Origin of the sequence: Synechococcus sp. J7-Johnson (assembly GCF_024345795.1) — a bacterium.
Taxonomy (GTDB): domain Bacteria; phylum Cyanobacteriota; class Cyanobacteriia; order PCC-6307; family Cyanobiaceae; genus Regnicoccus_A.
In genome coordinates this window covers 64,123-81,061 of record NZ_JAGQBU010000010.1, presented here as the reverse complement: position 1 = coordinate 81,061, position 16,939 = coordinate 64,123, and the positions used below count along the sequence as shown (strand labels likewise).

At 67.2% G+C, this 16,939-nt stretch carries 10 protein-coding genes; 2 read left to right on the top strand and 8 right to left on the bottom strand.

What is annotated here, in order from left to right; genetic code table 11:
• Nucleotides 1-48 precede the first annotated feature (48 nt).
• Nucleotides 49-1,845, bottom strand: coding sequence for an ABC transporter ATP-binding protein (locus KBY93_RS07260; RefSeq protein ID WP_255093618.1), 1,797 nt, complete (start codon nt 1,843-1,845; stop codon nt 49-51).
• A 439-nt stretch (nt 1,846-2,284) separates the two neighbouring features.
• Between KBY93_RS07260 and KBY93_RS07255 the strand changes: the two genes are divergently transcribed.
• The gene (locus tag KBY93_RS07255; RefSeq protein ID WP_255093617.1) at nt 2,285-2,485 is read left to right on the top strand and encodes a hypothetical protein; all 201 of its coding nucleotides are present in this window, start codon (nt 2,285-2,287) and stop codon (nt 2,483-2,485) included.
• 40 nt (nt 2,486-2,525) lie between these two features.
• On the opposite strand, the gene KBY93_RS07250 is transcribed toward KBY93_RS07255, so the two are convergent.
• The 4 genes from KBY93_RS07250 to KBY93_RS07235 form a co-directional block, all read right to left on the bottom strand.
• A complete protein-coding gene (locus tag KBY93_RS07250; protein ID WP_255093616.1) occupies nt 2,526-2,885 on the bottom strand; it encodes a hypothetical protein in 360 nt (119 codons plus the stop codon).
• 41 nt (nt 2,886-2,926) lie between these two features.
• Entirely contained in the window at nt 2,927-4,867 is a 1,941-nt protein-coding gene (locus KBY93_RS07245) for a DEAD/DEAH box helicase (protein ID WP_255093614.1), read from the bottom strand.
• A 143-nt stretch (nt 4,868-5,010) separates the two neighbouring features.
• Nucleotides 5,011-5,418, bottom strand: coding sequence for a phosphomannose isomerase type II C-terminal cupin domain (locus KBY93_RS07240; RefSeq protein WP_255093612.1), 408 nt, complete (start codon nt 5,416-5,418; stop codon nt 5,011-5,013).
• A 6-nt stretch (nt 5,419-5,424) separates the two neighbouring features.
• A complete protein-coding gene (locus KBY93_RS07235; protein ID WP_094555592.1) occupies nt 5,425-5,646 on the bottom strand; it encodes a hypothetical protein in 222 nt (73 codons plus the stop codon).
• Nucleotides 5,647-5,815: 169 nt separating this feature from the next.
• On the opposite strand from KBY93_RS07235, the gene KBY93_RS07230 reads away from it, so the two are divergent.
• The gene (locus KBY93_RS07230) at nt 5,816-7,984 is read left to right on the top strand and encodes a glutamine synthetase III (protein WP_255093611.1); all 2,169 of its coding nucleotides are present in this window, start codon (nt 5,816-5,818) and stop codon (nt 7,982-7,984) included.
• 16 nt (nt 7,985-8,000) lie between these two features.
• Here KBY93_RS07230 and KBY93_RS07225 read toward each other — a convergent pair whose 3' ends face one another.
• The 3 genes from KBY93_RS07225 to KBY93_RS07215 are packed head-to-tail and all read right to left on the bottom strand — an operon-like array spanning nt 8,001 to nt 16,935.
• On the bottom strand, nt 8,001-9,713 hold the full coding sequence (locus KBY93_RS07225; RefSeq protein WP_255093610.1) for an ATP-dependent RecD-like DNA helicase: 1,713 nt from the start codon (nt 9,711-9,713) through the stop codon (nt 8,001-8,003).
• 8 nt (nt 9,714-9,721) lie between these two features.
• Complete coding sequence (locus tag KBY93_RS07220; protein ID WP_255093609.1) at nt 9,722-13,606, bottom strand: UvrD-helicase domain-containing protein; 3,885 nt, start codon at nt 13,604-13,606, stop codon at nt 9,722-9,724.
• Nucleotides 13,603-16,935, bottom strand: a complete 3,333-nt coding sequence (locus KBY93_RS07215) for an exodeoxyribonuclease V subunit gamma (protein ID WP_255093608.1) — start codon at nt 16,933-16,935, stop codon at nt 13,603-13,605. The genes KBY93_RS07220 and KBY93_RS07215 overlap by 4 nt, the downstream gene beginning before the upstream one ends.
• Nucleotides 16,936-16,939 lie beyond the last annotated feature (4 nt).

Sequence of the window (16,939 nt, the reverse complement as noted above, 5' to 3'; positions counted from 1 at the left end):
CCCGCCGCCGCTGGCGACCTGAAATCAATTCACACCATGCTGGTGCATTCAGGCCAGGAGTGCCTCGTCCTCGCGCAGGCCGGCCTGCACCCGCCAGAGCCGGGCGTAGGCTCCGGCGCGCCTCAGCAGCTCGTCGTGGCGGCCTTGCTCGACGATCCGGCCCTGCTCCATCACCACGATTTGATCGGCGTGACGCACGGTGCTGAGTCGGTGGGCGATCACCAGGGTGGTGCGCTCGGCGGTGATCAGGTCCAGTGAGCGCTGGATCGCCGCTTCCGTTTCGTTGTCGACGGCGGCGGTGGCTTCATCGAGGATCAGGACCGGCGGATTCTTGAGAATGGCCCGTGCCAGGGCGATGCGTTGGCGTTGGCCGCCCGAGAGCCTCTGCCCCCGCTCCCCCACCACGGTGTCGTACCCCTGGGGAAGTGCTTCGATGAAGCCACTGGCTTCGGCCAGGGCCGCGGCTCGGGCAATCGCGGACTGGCTGGCGGCAAAACTGCCGTAGGCGATGTTCTCTCTCACGGTGCCGTGAAAGAGGAACACCTCCTGGCTCACCAGGCCGATGGCATGGCGCAGATCGCCCAGCTGCAGCTCCTGAATCGGCTGCTCATCCAGCAGGATCTCGCCCTGTTGCACGGCATAGAGCCGCAGCAGCAATTTCACCAGGGTGCTCTTCCCGGAGCCGGTGGCACCGACGATGCCCACCGTGTGCCCAGCCGGAACCGCCAGGGAGAAGTTCACCAGCAGGGGCTCCCGGCCCGCGTAGCCGAAGCTCACCGAGCGGAACTCGATGGCGCCGCGCACGCCGGCCAGGGGGAGGGGCCGCTCGCCGCCGGGGATCGTGATCGGGGTTTCCAGCAGATCCAGCACCCGGTTGCTTGAGGCCATGGCCCGCTGGTAGTCGTCAAGCGTGCGACCCAGGGTGGTGAGGGGCCACAACAGCCGCTGGGTGATGAACACCAGAAAGCTGTAGGAACCTACGGCGATTGTGCCCCGCCAGGCCTGAAGTCCACCGATCACCAGGATCGCCAGGAAGGCGAAAAGGATGGCAAATCGGATCAGGGGAATGAAGGCAGCCGAGAGACGGATGGCCCGCTGGTTGCTTGTTCTGTAGGCCGCACTCTGGCCCCGGATTCTCTCCAGTTCCCAGGCCTCGGCGGCATAACTCTTGATCGTGAGCATGCCGCCGAGATTGTTCGAGAGACTGCTGTTGAGATCGCCAGCTCGTTCGCGGACGTCGCGGTAACGGGGAGCCAACCGTTTCTGGAACAGGATCGAGCCCCAGAGAATCACTGGAATGGGCAGAAAGGCCACACCGGCCACACCAGGAGAGATGGCCGTCATCACACCACCGACGGCCAGCACCGTGGTAGTCAGCTGCAGCAGTTCGTTGGCGCCGTGGTCGAGAAAACGCTCGAGTTGATTGATGTCGTCGTTCAGGACTGCCATCAGCCGGCCGCTGCTGCCGGCCTCGAAGAACGCCATCTCCAACTGCTGCAGGTGGCCATAGGTCTCCAGCCTCAGCTCGTGTTGCATGGTCTGGGCAAGGTTGCGCCAGAGCACCCCGTAGAGGTACTCGAACAGAGATTCGGCGCTCCAGATCACAAAGGAGGCCACCGCCAGGGCAGTGAGCTGGGAGGGGACCGTCCTGAGCCCAAGCTCCGCCAGCCAGGAGGTCTGCTGACGTACCACCACATCCACTGCCAGACCGATCAGCACCGGCGGGGCCAGATCGAACAGTTTGTTCAGCACCGAGCAGCTCGAGGCCAGCCAGATGAGCCGGCGGTGGGGCCTCAGGGCCTGTAGAAGGCGGCTGATCGGTGTGCGCACACTCTGGTGGGCCATGAATGGAGGCGGCTGGGCGTCGGCCGGAAGGGCCAGAGGTCATTAAAAGGGGCCAGCCGCCTGAATTCCTGGGACCCATCCCTTCCGTTCGGCTTGGAAGGAAGGAGGGTTCGCCGACGTCAATGCTTTGGGCTGTTCAGGGACTGCCACTCGGGAGTGGGTCGGGTGCGGGTCCCAAGGGGCTGAAGGGTCTGAGCCGTGAAGCCTGGAATGGGGGGAGATGATACATGGGTTAGACACCCAACAACGCTGTCTCCATGGCTGTGCTGTGATCCAGGACACGGCTTGACGCTTGCGCTGCAGCCCCTCTGGCTTGGCGATCAGTGATCAGGTGTTGATGGCGAAGCGTGAAGTGAAGTGGAAGCAAATCCAAGGGATGGAGCCGGCCACGGTGGGATGGCCCAATGTCATGAAACCAAGACGAAATGATCCCGAAGCAATGGCTGCCCCCATTCCCTGGAGCCTCGCCTGGTGTGAGGACGGTGAGCTCGCTCCCCAAGATCGCTTCGATCTCCTGCAGACCCTGGTGCTCTGCGAAACTCCGGAGGTTCAACTCAGTCTGATCGGGGCCATCGAGACGCTCTCCTTGCAGCAGGTGAGCGTGTTGGGGACCGATGGAGTCACCGGTCTGTGTTCCTGAGCCTGGATCCGGGTTCCTGAGGCTGGATCCGGGTCGAGCCTCAGAGGCTGTAGCGAGCCATGGTGCGCTGGCGGCAGGTGCTCTGGGCCACATCAAGGCCAGCGCCCTGGTTCACCTGATCCACGAAACAGGAGCAGGCGAAGGTGCCAAGCCCTGGCGGGGGGACTTTGCGTGCGGCCTGAAAGGCAGCACTGACGGTGGCCATACAGAACTTGCTGACCTGCTCATCCCTCTGGCCGCTGCTGGCAGAGGCCTTCAGCAAAGCCTCGGCCTCCACAGCCCCCGCGAGGGTCAGATCGGCCAGACCTGTGAGGGCGAGGCAGGCCAGACGCGACATCATCCCGATTGAGCTGGAGAGAGTGCGCTGGCCGTTGGCCGCAGTGCTGGAGATCAATGACATGGAGGGGCAAAGAGAACGCCGGATCGACGTGCGGGCCTTGCTCAGGCGTTGTGACGGGTGATCTGAAGCTCTTTGTTCATCACACGCAGGCAGCGCAGAGCGCTGAATACATCCTCGGGCATCCCACTGGGAAGATCCACAGTGCTGTGCGTGTCGAAGATCTGGATGCGGCCGATGCTGCGGCCGTTCAGGCCAGCTTCGTTGGCAATGGCACCGACAATGTTGCCGGGCTTGACCCTGTCTTGCCAGCCCACCTCAATCCGGAACCTCTCCATGTCGGCATCCGGAGGTGTGGAGGCTTCCAGCCGGCTGCCGCCGGCACGGGGTGATGAGCGGCGATCACCGCGGCGGTCGTCGTCGCCGCTGCGCTGGCGGTCCCGGCTGGGGGTGGGCTGGCGCCAGGTTTCGGTGCCTTGCACCAGCAAGGGGCGGTCGCCCACGGCAAGCTGCAGGGCGGCCAGGGCCAGTTGCTCGGGGGTGGCGCTGATCTCGCTGCCCACCCTCTGCAGGATTTCGCTGAGAAGGGCCAGTTCCTGCTCCTCGGAGCGAGGTGTGGCCACCAGGGCGGTGAGGCGCTCGCGCAGGCGGTCAAGCCGGCTCTGGTTGATGTCGGAGTTGGTGGGCACCTCCATGGGGGTGATGGCCTTGCCCACGGCCCGCTCCAGTCCGCCCAGGAAACGGCGCTCCCGGGGGGTGAGGAAGAGGATCGCGTCTCCCTTGCGCCCCGCACGGCCGGTGCGGCCGATTCGGTGGACATAGGCTTCGCTGTCGAAGGGGATGTCGTAGTTGATCACCAGAGTGATCCGATCCACATCCAGCCCCCGGGCAGCCACGTCAGTGGCCACGAGCACGTTAACCTGACCGCTGCGCAGTCGCTCCACCGTGCGCTCCCGCTGGTTCTGGGGCACATCCCCGTTGAGCACGGCCACGTCGTAACCCTGTTGCTCGAGAGCTTCGGAGACGGTGAGAGTGATCGCTTTGGTGCGGGCGAAGATGATCACCCCTTCGCTGCTCTCGGCCTCAAGCACTCGCGTCAGGGCCTCAAGCTTCTGGGCGCCATGCACCACAAGGTGGCGCTGGCGGATTGTGCTGTTTTCCGCACCCTTCTGCTGGATGGTGACTTCAGCGGGGTTCTGCAGATACTTGCGCGAGAGCCTGCGGATCTCAGAAGGCATGGTGGCTGAGAAGAGCACAACCTGCCGCTGCTCCGGCAGTTGCTCAAGCACCCACTCGACGTCATCGATGAAGCCCATGCGCAGCATTTCATCGGCCTCGTCGAGCACCAGGCAGCGCAGTCCGGAGAGATCCAGAGTTCCCTGGCGCATGTGATCCATCACCCTCCCCGGGGTGCCCACCACGATCTGCACGCCCCGCTTGAGGCGAACGATCTGGTCACGGAAATCAGCACCGCCGTAGATCGGCAGCACCCGCACCTGGGGGAGCTTGGCGGCGTAGCCGTTGAAGGCTTCTGCCACCTGAAGCGCCAGTTCACGGGTGGGGGTGAGCACCAGCACCTGAGGGGTGCGCTGCTGGGGATCAAGACGCGCCAGCAGAGGCAGGGCGAAGGCGGCTGTCTTGCCGGTGCCGGTCTGGGCCTGGCCCACCAGGTCGCGGCCGAGCATCAGCTCAGGAATCGCGGCCTTCTGAATGGGAGACGGGTTGCTGTAGCCGCACTCGGCGATGGCACTCAGAAGTTTAGCTCCCAGGCCAAATCCGGCGAACCCACCAGTGGCCGGTGCCTCCTCAGCAGCTTCGTCGGGCTGATCGAGCGGGCCGATCAAGGTCGATTCGACGGCAGTGGCTTCGGCCGACGCTTGCCCTTCGAGGGCACTCAGATCGACGCAGCTGGAGAGGGGGCTGGGTTGGATGGAAGGGGTGGTGGTGATGGGATCGCTCGCGATGGGTTGGATTGGGGATTGGGCGGGATGGTCGCTCAGGTCGATGGAGCACGCAAAGCTCTCGCTCGCGTAGTACTGGGTCACGATGAGTTGATGGGGCCTTGGCCTGGGAGTTCCTTCAACGCAGGCCGGCAGGTACCCGTATCTCGCGGCCACAGGGCCTGAAAAAAGACTGCCTTGCCCTTTATCAAAGGGTGAGTAGTTATCGTAACACCACGCCTGGATACTCAGATTCGAGGCGGGTAGTCGACCAGGTGATCAACCGGGTGTTCAGCCGATCGCCCGTAGTCGTCAGCGAAGCGCTCGATGTCCTCGTCAGTGAGGTGGTTGCCCCGTTGCACTTCCACGATCATCAGCCCAAGGTCTCCGGCGCTGGCCCGGTGCATGGCCAGGGTGGGGATAGTCAGGGTGACGCCCGGAGCTGCGTTCAGCTGATCGCCCTCGCAGTCCAGGATTCCATCCCCCTCGACAACCACCCAGTGTTCGCTGCGGTGGTGATGGCGTTGAAGGCTGATGCGGCTGGATGGATTCAGCCACAATCGCTTGATCAGGTAACCCTGGGCAGTGGCGAGGGTTTCGAACCAGCCCCAGGGGCGTTCGCTGCGGAGCTCGCCTCCTGCGCCGGATTCGGTCATCGCTGATCAGCCAAAGGCGGCTGGTTTCCAGGCCTGAGCTCTGGCCTGGCTGATTTCGGCGATCTTGTCGTGGGCGTGCAGACGGCGCTGAATCTGGTTGGTGCAGCCCTGCCAGGTGGGCGGGGTGGTGCTGGCGTCAAAGCAGGCTTCGCTGCGGTCATCGAGCATCCGGCCCAGCGTCGGCTCCTCTCCCTGGGGTCCCGGCAACAGAAGGTAGTAGCGGATCATCCGGACCGGGCTTGGGACAGTTCCAGTCTGTCTCATGGTGGCGGGGGTGTGAGTGCCGAGGTGCCTGGCTCAACGCTCCGCAGCAACGGACGCCTGGCGCCTCTGTAGCAACGGCTTCATCTAAGGGGATGCCTGCCTACTTGGATGGCTGCCAGAAACACGGTTCTTCATGCCCAGCCCCAACCGTCTCGCCGCAATTCAGCGCACCCAGGAACGCCCAGCGGCGGTCACTGCCCCAATCGCATCCCTTGATGAGATCTGGGCCGCTGACGTCTTCAACCTCTCGAAGATGAAGTCGTGCTTGCCCAAGGACATCTTCAAATCGGTTCAGAAAACCATCAAGGAGGGAGGCAAGCTCGACGTCACAGTTGCCAACGTGGTGGCTCAGGCGATGAAGGACTGGGCCGTTGGCCGCGGTGCCCTCTACTACGCCCACGTCTTCTACCCGCTCACCAATTCCACCGCCGAGAAGCACGACGGCTTCATCTCCACCCAGAGCGACGGCTCCGCTATCTGCGAATTCACCGGCAAGGTGCTGGTCCAGGGTGAACCTGATGGTTCCTCATTCCCCAACGGCGGCATCCGCTCCACCTTCGAGGCTCGCGGCTACACCGCCTGGGACATCACCAGCCCGGCCTTCCTCATGTCGACGCCCAACGGCGTCACCCTATGCATCCCCACGGTTTTCGTGTCGTGGACAGGCGAGGCCCTCGACAAGAAAACGCCTCTGCTGCGCTCCAACGCGGCCATGAACAAGCAGGCACAGCGTCTGCTGAAGCTTCTCGGCAACGCCGAAGTGGCCCCGGTGAACTCCAGCTGTGGCGCTGAGCAGGAGTATTTCCTGGTGGACAGCGCTTTCGTGAGCCTGCGCCCCGACCTGCTGCTCACAGGCCGCACCCTCTTCGGCAACCCCTCGCCCAAGGGCCAGCAGTTCGACGACCATTATTTCGGTGCCATCCCCCAGCGGGTCCAGGTCTTCATGCAGGACGTGGAGCACCAGATGTACCGACTGGGCATTCCCGCCAAGACCCGTCACAACGAAGTGGCTCCCGGCCAGTTCGAGCTGGCTCCCTTCTTCGAGGCGGCCAACGTGGCCACCGATCACCAGCAGCTCACCATGACGCTGCTCAAGAACACGGCTCGCAAGCACGGCATGAATTGCCTGCTGCATGAGAAGCCCTTCGAGGGCATCAACGGCTCCGGCAAGCACGTGAACTGGTCGGTGGGTAACGCCACCCAGGGCAACCTGCTGGATCCCGGCAGCAGCCCCGAGGAGAACATGCAGTTCCTGCTGTTCTGCGGTGCGGTGATCCGTGGCGTTCATCTCTACGGTCCGCTGCTGCGTGCCGTTGTGGCCACGGCCGGCAACGATCACCGCCTCGGTGCCAACGAAGCACCTCCGGCGATCATCTCCGTCTACCTCGGCAGCCAGCTGGAAGAGGTGTACACGATGATCAAGAACGGCAACCTCGGCAGCACCGATCACGGTGGGCTGATGCAACTGGGTGTCGACACCCTGCCGGAGTTCCCCAAGGATCCCGGCGATCGCAACCGCACCTCACCCTTTGCCTTCACAGGCAACCGCTTCGAGTTCAGGGCTGTGGGCTCGAACCAGTCTGTGGCTGGCCCGCTCGTGGCCATGAACACCATGATGGCGGACTCGCTCCTTTACATCTGCGATGAGATGGAGGCCAAGATGGCCGCTGGAGCCAGCGTCCAGGACGCCGCCACGGCGGTGCTCAAAACGATCATGGAGCAGCACGGTGACGTCGTCTTCGGCGGAGACGGCTACTCCAGCGAGTGGCACCAGATGGCCGTCAACGAGCGGGGGCTGGAGAACCTGCCCACCACAGCCGATGCCCTGCTCGTGCTCGAGAGGGACAACATCAAGGACCTGTTTGCGCGCATGGGGGTGCTCACCCCGGTGGAACTGCAGAGCCGCTTTGAGGTGTATGCCGAGCAGTACGTGCTCGCGGTGGAAGTGGAGGCCAAGCTGGCTCTGCAGATCGCCCGCACCCAGGTTTATCCCGCGGTCATGGAGTACCTCGGCGGTCTGGCCAATTCCCTGCGCTATCAGGAAGATCTGGGCCTTCCCCCCGATCGCGCCATGGCTGGCCGTATCGCAAGCCTCAACCAGGAGCTCCTGGCCAACTGCACTGCACTGGAGGCGGCCGTGAAGAATCCACCCCACGGCCCCGTGGACCACATGCGCCACTGTGCAGACACCCTGCTGCCACTGATGCACAAGATCCGCGAGGCCGTCGACGGACTTGAGACCCTGGTGGATGACAAAACCTGGCCGCTGCCCACCTACCAGGAGATGCTCTTCGTCCGCTGAGTCTCCACGGCAGTCATCAGGCGGGCAGCCACCCCTGGCCTTCGGGGGTGATCAGCACCGCTTGCTGCCGGGCCCTTGTCAATGCTGTGTAGAGAAGCCGCTGGTCCCAGCGGCCTTCCCTCTCCGGCATCAGGACCAGCACTTGTTGGTACTGACTGCCTTGCGACTTGTGGATGGTGATCGCGAAAGCCGCCTCTGCTGCGGCCATGCGGCTGGGATGGACCAGCCGCGACCTTCCGCCGGCAGCGCCGGTGCCGCCATTGCTTTCCTCGCCAGGATCCTGGCTTCCCCAGAACAGCAGCCTGCGCTGGCCTTCCACCATCACCACCACCCCCACATCGCCATTGGCGAGCCCCTGCTCCGGCAGGTTGCGCTGACACAGCACGGGAGTGCCGGGGGGCCAGCCGGCGGGTCCCCGGCTCCAGTCAGCTGCGAGCAGCCGCTGGTTCAGTGATTCCACACCCCAGCGTCCGCGCCGGGTGGGAGCAAGCACCACGCAGCGCTCCACCTCCTCGAGCAGCTCCAGGCTCAGACCATCAGGATCCTCACTCCAGCGGGCGGCCAGCTGAGCCAGCTGCAGCTGATGGGCCCTGAGCCGCTCCAGTAACTCGAGGGGTAATCGGCCTGGTGCGCAGCGCCACCAGCTGAGGTTGTCGGAGGCCTCGAGCAGGCTGAGCTGTTGCAGAAATCCAGGGGTGTCACCACGCCGCAACCGGCCGGCAGCCAGGGCCAGGGCCCCGTCATTGCGATAGGTGGTGCTCAGCTCGATCGACGAACCCCCCAGGGTCTGGCGCCTGGCCGGGACCTGCAGTTCCTGCAGCACCGCCCCTGGGCCCACCGGGGCCAGCTGATCGGGATCCCCAACCAGCAGCAGCTGGGCCTCGGCTGGCAAGGCCTCCAGCAGGGCGGCCATCAGGGGGAGATCCAGCATCGACACCTCATCCACCACCAGCAGATCCAGTGCCAGGGGCCGCTCCCGGTTGCGTCCGAACCCCTCGCCGCGGCTCTCCAGCAGGCGATGCAGGGTGGTGCAGGGACTGCCTGTCAGCTGGGTGGCCAGATCCGGCGGCAGGGTGGAGCCTCCGGCGGCGATCGCCTGGCGCAGGCGGGCGGCGGCCTTGCCGGTGGGTGCCGCCAGGTGCAGCCGCCAGCCAGGGCGTTCCTCCAGCACCGCTGCGAGCATTTGCACGATCGTGCTGGTTTTGCCGGTGCCGGGTCCGCCTCCGAGCAGCACCAGGCCCTGCCGGAGCAAGGCCGCCACCGCCGCCCGCTGATGGGAATCCAGCCCGCCACGCTGCTGGGCCCGCTGCGCGGCGGTCTGCAGGCGCTTTGGGCTCAGGGTTGGCTGCACGCAAGCTGTGGCTCGCTGCTCCAGCTCGGCCATCGTGCTCTCCAGCAGCAACAGCCAGCGCCGCCAGCCCACACCCCGTTCGCTGAGCATCAGCGGGGGCGGGGAGTCGTCAGCTGGCGGCTCAAGCTGCTCCGGGCCCTGGATCCAGCCGCAGCGCACCAGGGCCTGGCGGTGGCCTTCAGGCCAGTGCTCCACGCTGACGATGCCCTCGGGGGCTGATCCGTCCAGGGGCAGGTGCAACTCACCGCGCAGCAGGGCCGCACTCAGAGCCTCGATCAGCTCGGCCAGCAACGGATCGCTCTTGATGCCGTAGAGCCTCGGCAGGGCTTCAGCCAGGGCTGGCCCCAGGGGGCTGAGGGTGGGCGGCTGCGGAGTCATCTGTGGAGTCATTGCTGGCCTTCCCGCAGCAGAGCATCAAGGGCCAGGAGGCGATCCAGCGGTGCTGGCTCCACGAACATCCCAGGCACCGACTGCTCCGCCATGGCCAGGCCCGGTGCCGGGGTGACGGCACCGGGGACGCCCCGCAGGAACACATACAGGTAACCGCCGAGATCTTGCTGGGGGTTGTAGCCCGGCAGACGCCAGCCCAGATAGCGGTGCAGGGCCACCAGATAGAGGTGGGCCTGGAGCGGGTAATGGTGGCTTTCCATCAGTGCTGCCATCTCGGCCCGTCCGTAGTCGAGAGGGCCACAGGCGAGGGGCTGGCCCTGGGGGTCTCGCTGCCCCAGCCAGTTGCTTTTCCAGTCGGCCACCCACCAGCGCTCCCGCCCGTCCGGCCCCGGTGCGGTGAAGACCAGATCGATCGAGCCGGTGAGGAAGCCGCGGCTGGCCACGTTCAGTTCCGCCAGCCGTTGGGCGTAAGCCCCGCTGAAGCACCCCTGCGGATGCCGGCTGAACACCTCGGCCAACCCCTGGGCCCTCACCAGAGCGTGGCCAGTTGAGGTCTCCGCTCCCAGGGCCAGGGGCAGATCGAAGGGCATTTCGCGCAGCTGCCGCCGCGGATCCAGCTGGGCCAGACACACATTCCCCAGTGCCCCTCCCATCGGTGTGTGACGCAGCTGCTCGAGGAACTTCAGAGTGGCCGAGACATGCTCTAGATCCAGTCCAGCCCTCTCCAGCTCCCGCTCCACCAGCTTTTGCTGGAGCGGATCGTCGCCAGGCTGGCGGTGATCAATCCGCTCCAGGATGCGGTGCAGGCAATCACCGGCAGCGGCGCCGCGGGGAAACATCGCCAGAGGTCCGCTGCGGGGACCCCAGGCATCTGGTCCCCGCTCCGGGCTGACGGGTCCATTGGCCTTTGGATCCGGACCTGCCGTATCGGTGGCGGCACGATCGATGCCATCGGTTTCGCGGCCCTCCTCAATCGCCTCCGGCGCCAGGGGTCCCCCGTGGGCCCCCTGGGTCCAGCTGGAGTAGCTGCTGCGCCCCCAGCCCGAGAGCAGGGGCCAGCGGGGCACCGGTCCGGTGCCCAGATCTCCGGCCTCCGCAGGGGCTTGCCAGCGCACGGAGTTCGGCTGGGTGGGCTCGCCGCTGATCACGGTGATCGGCAGGGCTCGCCGCTGGATCTCTCCGTCTAGATGGTCGAGCCACTCCTGATCGGAGCGAGAGGTGTAGATGTCGTCGTCGTCGTTGGGGCCAAGGGGCGGTAGGGGGTGCCCGCTGAACAGCCACGGGATCAGGGGATTGCTCGCCTGGTCCAGGGCCGGACCGAAGCCGAGCACCAGCAGCTCCCGCGCGCGGGTGAGGGCCACGTAGGCCAGCCGTTCCCGCTCCGCCGCCAGCGCGGCCTGCTCCTGCTCCGCCGCCACCTGGCCCGGCCCCCAGCGCTGATCGAGATGCACATCCAGCTGGGGCCCGCCGGCGTGCTCCGCGTTCCAGCGACGCCCGAGACGGCGGCTGCCCCGGCGACTGGCGCTGTTCACCCCCTGCCAGAAATAGGGGCAGATAACCACGGGGAATTCCAGCCCCTTGCTGCGGTGCACCGTCAACACCCCCACTGCGGAAGTCACCGCATCGCTGTGGGGCAGCTGGTTCTCCGGCACCGTTTCGGGCGGATGCAATCGCCGCCGCCGCAACCAGTCGGCGCTGGCTGCTGCCCCGAGTCGCTGCTGGTGCAGCCGCTCCTGTACCAGCTCCGCGCACTGCTGCAGGTCGGCCAGCCAGCGACCTTGCAGGGAGAGCTGTGCCAGCTCCTCACTGCGCAGCATCTGCCCCAGGGTGGCGAGCAAACCGTCGCTGGGCAGGCGCTCGGCCAGGCGGGCCAGCTGGCCGGACAGGCGATCCCACTCCTGGCTGCCAGCTTCCGCCAGCTGGCGCGGACTCCAGCCCATCAGGGGGGAGGCGGCCAGCAGCCGCAGGCGTGCGCCGCTGCCGGGCTCCGCCAGGGCATCGAGCAACCGCTGCAGCAGGGCGGCCCCCTCACCGGCGAACACATCCCCCTGACTGAGCAGGCGGCTGGGCAGGCCACGGCGCTCCAGGGCCTCCCGCAGGTCTTCGGCTTGCTGGTGCCGGTCCACCAGCAGGCAGATGTCGGAGGGTCGCAGGGGCCGGCTCAGCTCTCCTTCGCCCATCCGCCATCCGCTCAGCAGCAGATCCAGGACCAGGGACGCCACCCGATCAGCCGTTCGGCTCTCCAGCTCGCTGCGACTGGGGGGCGCTTCGCCAGCGCTTCGATCGTTTCCGAGCCAGAGCAGCTGCAGGGGCTGCTGGCTCGCCGGCAGGATCAACGACTCCCCCCTATCCAGCCGGGCGGCCCGCAGGGGCGGCACCGGCAGGTCTGAGCGGGGCAGGCCCGGGGCCATCAGTCGGTTCAGCGCCTCCAGCAGGGGAGGCGAGGAGCGGAAGTTGCGCATGAGCCGGTGGCTGGCTGCGGCGGTCCTGCTGGCGGCGCGGTAGGTGTCGAGATCGCCGCCCCGGAAGCGGTAGATGGCCTGCTTGGGATCTCCCACCAGCACCAACAGCTGCTGGTGCTGGGCATCACCGGCCGCGAAGACCCGCTGGAGGATGCGCCACTGCAGGGGATCGGTGTCCTGGAACTCATCGATCAGCGCAGCCTCGTAGCGCTCTGAGAGGGCCTCGATCAGTGTTGGACGCTGAGTGCCGTCGGCACCGGGATCGAGGCTGCTCAGCAGGTCGCCATAGCTCATGCGTCCTCCGCGCTGCCGTCGCCGCGCCAGTTCCGCCCGGGCCCAGTGGCAGAAATGGCTGAGCACCGCCTCGGCAGGAGCGTCCACCAGTGCCGCCGCCGCTGCCAGCAATCGGGGTTGGGGCAGCCGCGGCACCGGCCCCGCCAGTGCCGCCGCCTGGCTGATCGGCCCTGGGTGGAAGTAGTCGGGAATCCAGCTGGTCTTGTCCTCCAGCAGCTCTGCGTAGGAGCCCGGGCACGGCTGTGCCTGCAGCCAGGCGCTGAGCAGCTGGACGCGATTGTGGCGGGGCTTGACGGTGTAGGGCCCCTTGCTCTTGATGCCTGCCTGCTTGCGCTCTGCCGCTGCCGCGCGGAGAGCCTGTTCCAGCTCCTCACCCTCCTGCTCCCAGAGGGCCTGGAAACGGAGCCAGTCGGTCTCCCACTGGCCGAGCCACTGGGGGGGCAGGGGCTGCTCAGGGTCCCAGCCGGGCGGCAGATCCGGGCTGGCCAGGGTCGGATCTCCCTCCAGGCTGGCCAGCAGGGTTTGCAGCCCTTTGATTTCGACACCCCGGCTTATCAGTCCCCGCAGGGCATGGGCCGGCAGGGGCAACACCTGCTGCTGCCAGTAGTCGTGCACCACCTGTTCCTGCAGCAGCGCACCGTCATCCTCGAGTTCCACCTCAGGGGCCAGGCCCGCTTCCAGGGCCTGACGCTGCAGGCTGCGGTGGCAGAACCCGTGGATCGTGGTGATGTCGGCGGCGTCAAGCTCCTCAAGGGCCAGCAGCAGTTGGGCGCGCAACCGTTCGTAGTCCTCCGGGGGGATGGTCCCGAGCCAATCCTTCAGTTCCTGATCAAGTCCCTCATGGCCCGCCGGATCAGGGGTCTGCAGCAACTGCTGGGCCTGCTGCAGCCGCCGGCCGATCCGGTCCCTGAGTTCGGCGGCGGCAGCCTTGGTGAAGGTGACCACCAGCAGCGATCGCAGTGACAGCTGCCGCTCCCCCACCAGTCTCAGCACCAGATGGGCGAGGGTGAAGGTCTTGCCGGTGCCGGCACTGGCTTCAATCAGGTGCACCCCTGGATCCAGCGGGAATCCGTTGGCCGCCAGCTCCCCAGCCGCTGCCGCTGACTGGGTTTCGGCGACGCTCATGGCTTCAGCTGCTGAAGCAGCAGCGGTTCATGCAGGGCCATGGCCAGGGCGGAGAAAGCTCCGAAATCGCCCCGGAGGAGGGATTCACCCGGGCAGTCGCGACCGAAACAGAGGGCCATCGCCTCCTGCTCCCGTTCGCCATCGGTCCAGGGGGGAGCCCCCTCCCAGCACTGCAACGCCTTGATGGAGCCATCGCCGGAGCGATTGTGCTCGGCCTGGGCATAGGCCCAGCCGGTTTCAGGGGGCACCGGCCAGCAGTGGTGGCGGTGGCTCTGCCGCCAGAGGAGCAACTGCTGGAGCTGCTCTGCCGCGGCCCCCGCTGCGATCGCCTGCAGCCGCTGCGCCACCACGAAATGGTTCTTGTCGCGGGCGATCAGGACGGCCTGCCGCGGGGCCTGGCCGCTGGCAGCAGCCAGCAACAGCCGCAGCCAGAGATCGAGACGGTGGGGGATGCGGGCCCGGGCGGTGTGCACCAGCACCAGCAGATCGTCGCGCCAGTCGAGATCAGCCTCCAGGTCCCAGCCCAGACCTGGATCCTGCCGCTCCTGCCACCGGTGCCGCTGACGCCGGGGTTCCCCCAGCCGCTCGAGGAGCTGCTGCAGCGACGACCAGCGCTGGCTGAGGGCGTCAGCCTCCAGCTCCCCAGCAGTCAGAGGAGGCGCCAGGCCCCGCCCCCGCCACAGCCAGGGCCAGTCGGGCGGGGCGGGCTCGTGGCCGCCGCGGGCGAGCTGATCCCGCAGCAGCCGGGAGCGCCGCAGCTCATCGAGGCTGAGGTCTTCTAGGTCCTCCACCGGCTCGGACCATTCCCGCGGCCTCAGGCCCAGTTGCTGCAGCCAGCTCTCCTGGGGCGCCATCAACCAGCGGCGCAGATCCTCGAAAGGATCGTTGCGTGACTCCAGCTCCAATCCGGTGGTGCCGGCCGCAGCTCCCGGCTCAGGTGACTCCCGTCGGGCGAGGGGTTGAAGTGGTCGCGCTGCCATGGCCGGATCCTCGAGGCGCTGGCGGGCCTGTCGCAGGCGCTGGTCACAGCTGGAGGGCGGTCGCTGACCTGCCGCCAGGAAATTGTGGCGATCAAGCGGACTGACTGGGTGGTCCACCACCAGCCCCTTGAAGCCCTCCGCGCCGAGTTCCGCCTGGAGCTGATCCAGCCACTGGCGCACCGGGGCGGGCGGCGGCAGGCGGTCGCCCCTGCGCTCGTCCCGGCTGCTCCAGCTGACCAGCAGATGATCGCGGGCCGAGAGCAGGGCCTCAAGCAGCACATAGCGGTCCTGGTCGGCCGGATCGGGGTCCCCCAGCAGGCGCTGGTGCTCCATCGGATGGAAGTTGGGCCGCTGACGCCGGCGCGGGAAGACCTCCGCGTCGAGGCCCATCAGCACGATCACCCGGTAAGGGATGGCCCGCATCGGTTCGAGGGCGCTGATCGTCAGGGCGCCGCTGCGGTGGCCGAAGCGACCGCTGTCAGCGGCCAGCCGCTCCTGCAGCACCGCTGCCAGCACCGTGGCCGGGATCGTCAGGGTGCACCCGGCGGCCCCGGCGGTCCACTCGGCGATGGCCTGGTGAATCGAGATCAGCTCCCAGGCCCTCTCGCCGCCGTCGCCGAACAGATCCTCGAGCAGGTCCCTGAGGCACGGGCCCCAGTCCTCGGCGCGGCGGCTGCGGCGTAGCTGGATCAACCACCGCTCGATGCGGGTGAGCAGCAGAATCCAGCGCCCCTGGCTCTCCGGCGTGCCGGAAAGGCGATGGGGCGCGCAGGCGCCGATGGCCAGTCCGGGCTGGTCGGGGAGCACCAGGCCCAGTAACAGTCGGTCGATCGCCCAGCTCAGGCTGTGTTGCTCGCTGCCGCCCCGCTCGGCCCCGTCCAGCCCCCAGCGGAAGCCACTGGCCTGGAGCGCGCTGGTGATGGCGGCAGCCTCCTGGGGCTCCAGTTGATGGTGCTCCTGCAGGGCAGTGCTCTCGAGCAGGCCCTCCAGTCCCGAGGCCGTCAGGCGCTCTCCCGCCAGGCGCAGCAACTGCAGCAGGGACTGGGCAATGCCGGCGTCATCGAGCTGGCTGCGGTCGGTGAGCCGCCAGGGCAGCTCAACTCCTGTGGCGTCGCTGTCGGAGAAGACCGAGGCCAGCAGCGGTGCCAGCTGGTCCACCTGGGGAGTCATCACCAGGATGTGGCGCGGCTCGAGGCTGGGGTCCGCGGCCAGCAGCTGCAGCAAGCGATCACGCACGATCTGCACCTGCCGCAGCTTTCCCGGACAGGGGTGGAACTCCAGGGAGTGGTCCTCCGGGGCGCGCTGCAGCAGATGGCCTTCTGCCGGCTGGGCAAGTTGCTCCTGGAGCTGCTCCAGCAGGCTGGGGCTGCGCAGGCTGGCGGTCGCCGCCGTGGCCGGCAACAGGAACAGATCCCGCTCCTGGGCCTCGCCCAGCTCCGACTCCCCGGTGCCCTCCAGCAACTGCTGGAATTCCCCGCCCAGGCGGCCGAAGCGAGCCTCGAGCCCAGGGGTCTGCAGCAACCAGTCGAGGCCGAAGGGCTGCTCCAGGGCCAGAGCGTCCTGAAGCTCGCGGCGGCGCTCGATGCAGCGCTGCCAGAGGTCGGCGCAGGGGGTGAGCAGGTAGAGGTCCACGGGGACCACCAGGGCCAGGGCCTGGAGCAGCTGCACCTGCACGGGCGGGGCGCTGCTGAGGCCGAAGAGGCGCAGGGGGGAGGGGATCGCTTCGACGCTGATGCGGCCCTGGCGCAGACGCTCGATCAACTCCAGGGCCTGGAGCCCGAAGGGTTTCTGTCCCAGCCGATCCCGCAAGCGCTGAACCAGCAGGGGCTGCCAGGCCAGCGACTCCGGCAGGGGGTCGCCGCGGTTGTCGCCACAGCCGCCCTGCCACCACGCCAGGGCCATGGCGGGCCTGTACAGGCAGAGGTCGTCGAGGCCATCGGCGATGGCGCGGGCCAGTTGCCAGAGAGAGGTATCCAGCTCGCCCGCGTCGTCGCGGTGCTCCAGCCAGCGCCGCAGCGGCGCGGCTTCAGGGGCCTCCACCAGCTGGGGCAGCAACTCCAGCACAGGCCAGACCAGGTCGCTGGCTCGCCATGGGTCGCTGTCCTCGCTGCTGTCTCCCAGGAGCTGCTGGACAATGGTGCGCAGCTGGCTGCCGGGAAAGGGGAAGCGGATGTTGGCGGCGATTCCCCCCAGCTCAAGGGCCAGCTGCTCCCCCAGCCAGCGGCTGGTGGGCCAGGTGTTCACCACCACCGACACCGTTTCAAAGAGGTCGGGAGGGGCCAGAAGCAGGTGTTTTCCCAGGAGCTGGGCGAGCAGGTCGGCCCGGTTGCTGCGATAGACCGTCAGCATCGAG

What these genes read in the sequence shown, in the direction of transcription:
- KBY93_RS07260 (WP_255093618.1), bottom strand. Translation starts at nt 1,845, where the DNA reads ATGGCCCACCAGAGTGTGCGCACACCGATCAGCCGCCTTCTACAGGCC.
- KBY93_RS07255 (WP_255093617.1), top strand. Translation starts at nt 2,285, where the DNA reads ATGGCTGCCCCCATTCCCTGGAGCCTCGCCTGGTGTGAGGACGGTGAG.
- KBY93_RS07230 (WP_255093611.1), top strand. Translation starts at nt 5,816, where the DNA reads ATGCCCAGCCCCAACCGTCTCGCCGCAATTCAGCGCACCCAGGAACGC.
- KBY93_RS07225 (WP_255093610.1), bottom strand. Translation starts at nt 9,713, where the DNA reads ATGACTCCGCAGCCGCCCACCCTCAGCCCCCTGGGGCCAGCCCTGGCT.
- KBY93_RS07235 (WP_094555592.1), bottom strand. Translation starts at nt 5,646, where the DNA reads ATGATCCGCTACTACCTTCTGTTGCCGGGACCCCAGGGAGAGGAGCCG.
- KBY93_RS07215 (WP_255093608.1), bottom strand. Translation starts at nt 16,935, where the DNA reads ATGCTGACGGTCTATCGCAGCAACCGGGCCGACCTGCTCGCCCAGCTC.
- KBY93_RS07220 (WP_255093609.1), bottom strand. Translation starts at nt 13,606, where the DNA reads ATGAGCGTCGCCGAAACCCAGTCAGCGGCAGCGGCTGGGGAGCTGGCG.
- KBY93_RS07250 (WP_255093616.1), bottom strand. Translation starts at nt 2,885, where the DNA reads ATGTCATTGATCTCCAGCACTGCGGCCAACGGCCAGCGCACTCTCTCC.
- KBY93_RS07240 (WP_255093612.1), bottom strand. Translation starts at nt 5,418, where the DNA reads ATGACCGAATCCGGCGCAGGAGGCGAGCTCCGCAGCGAACGCCCCTGG.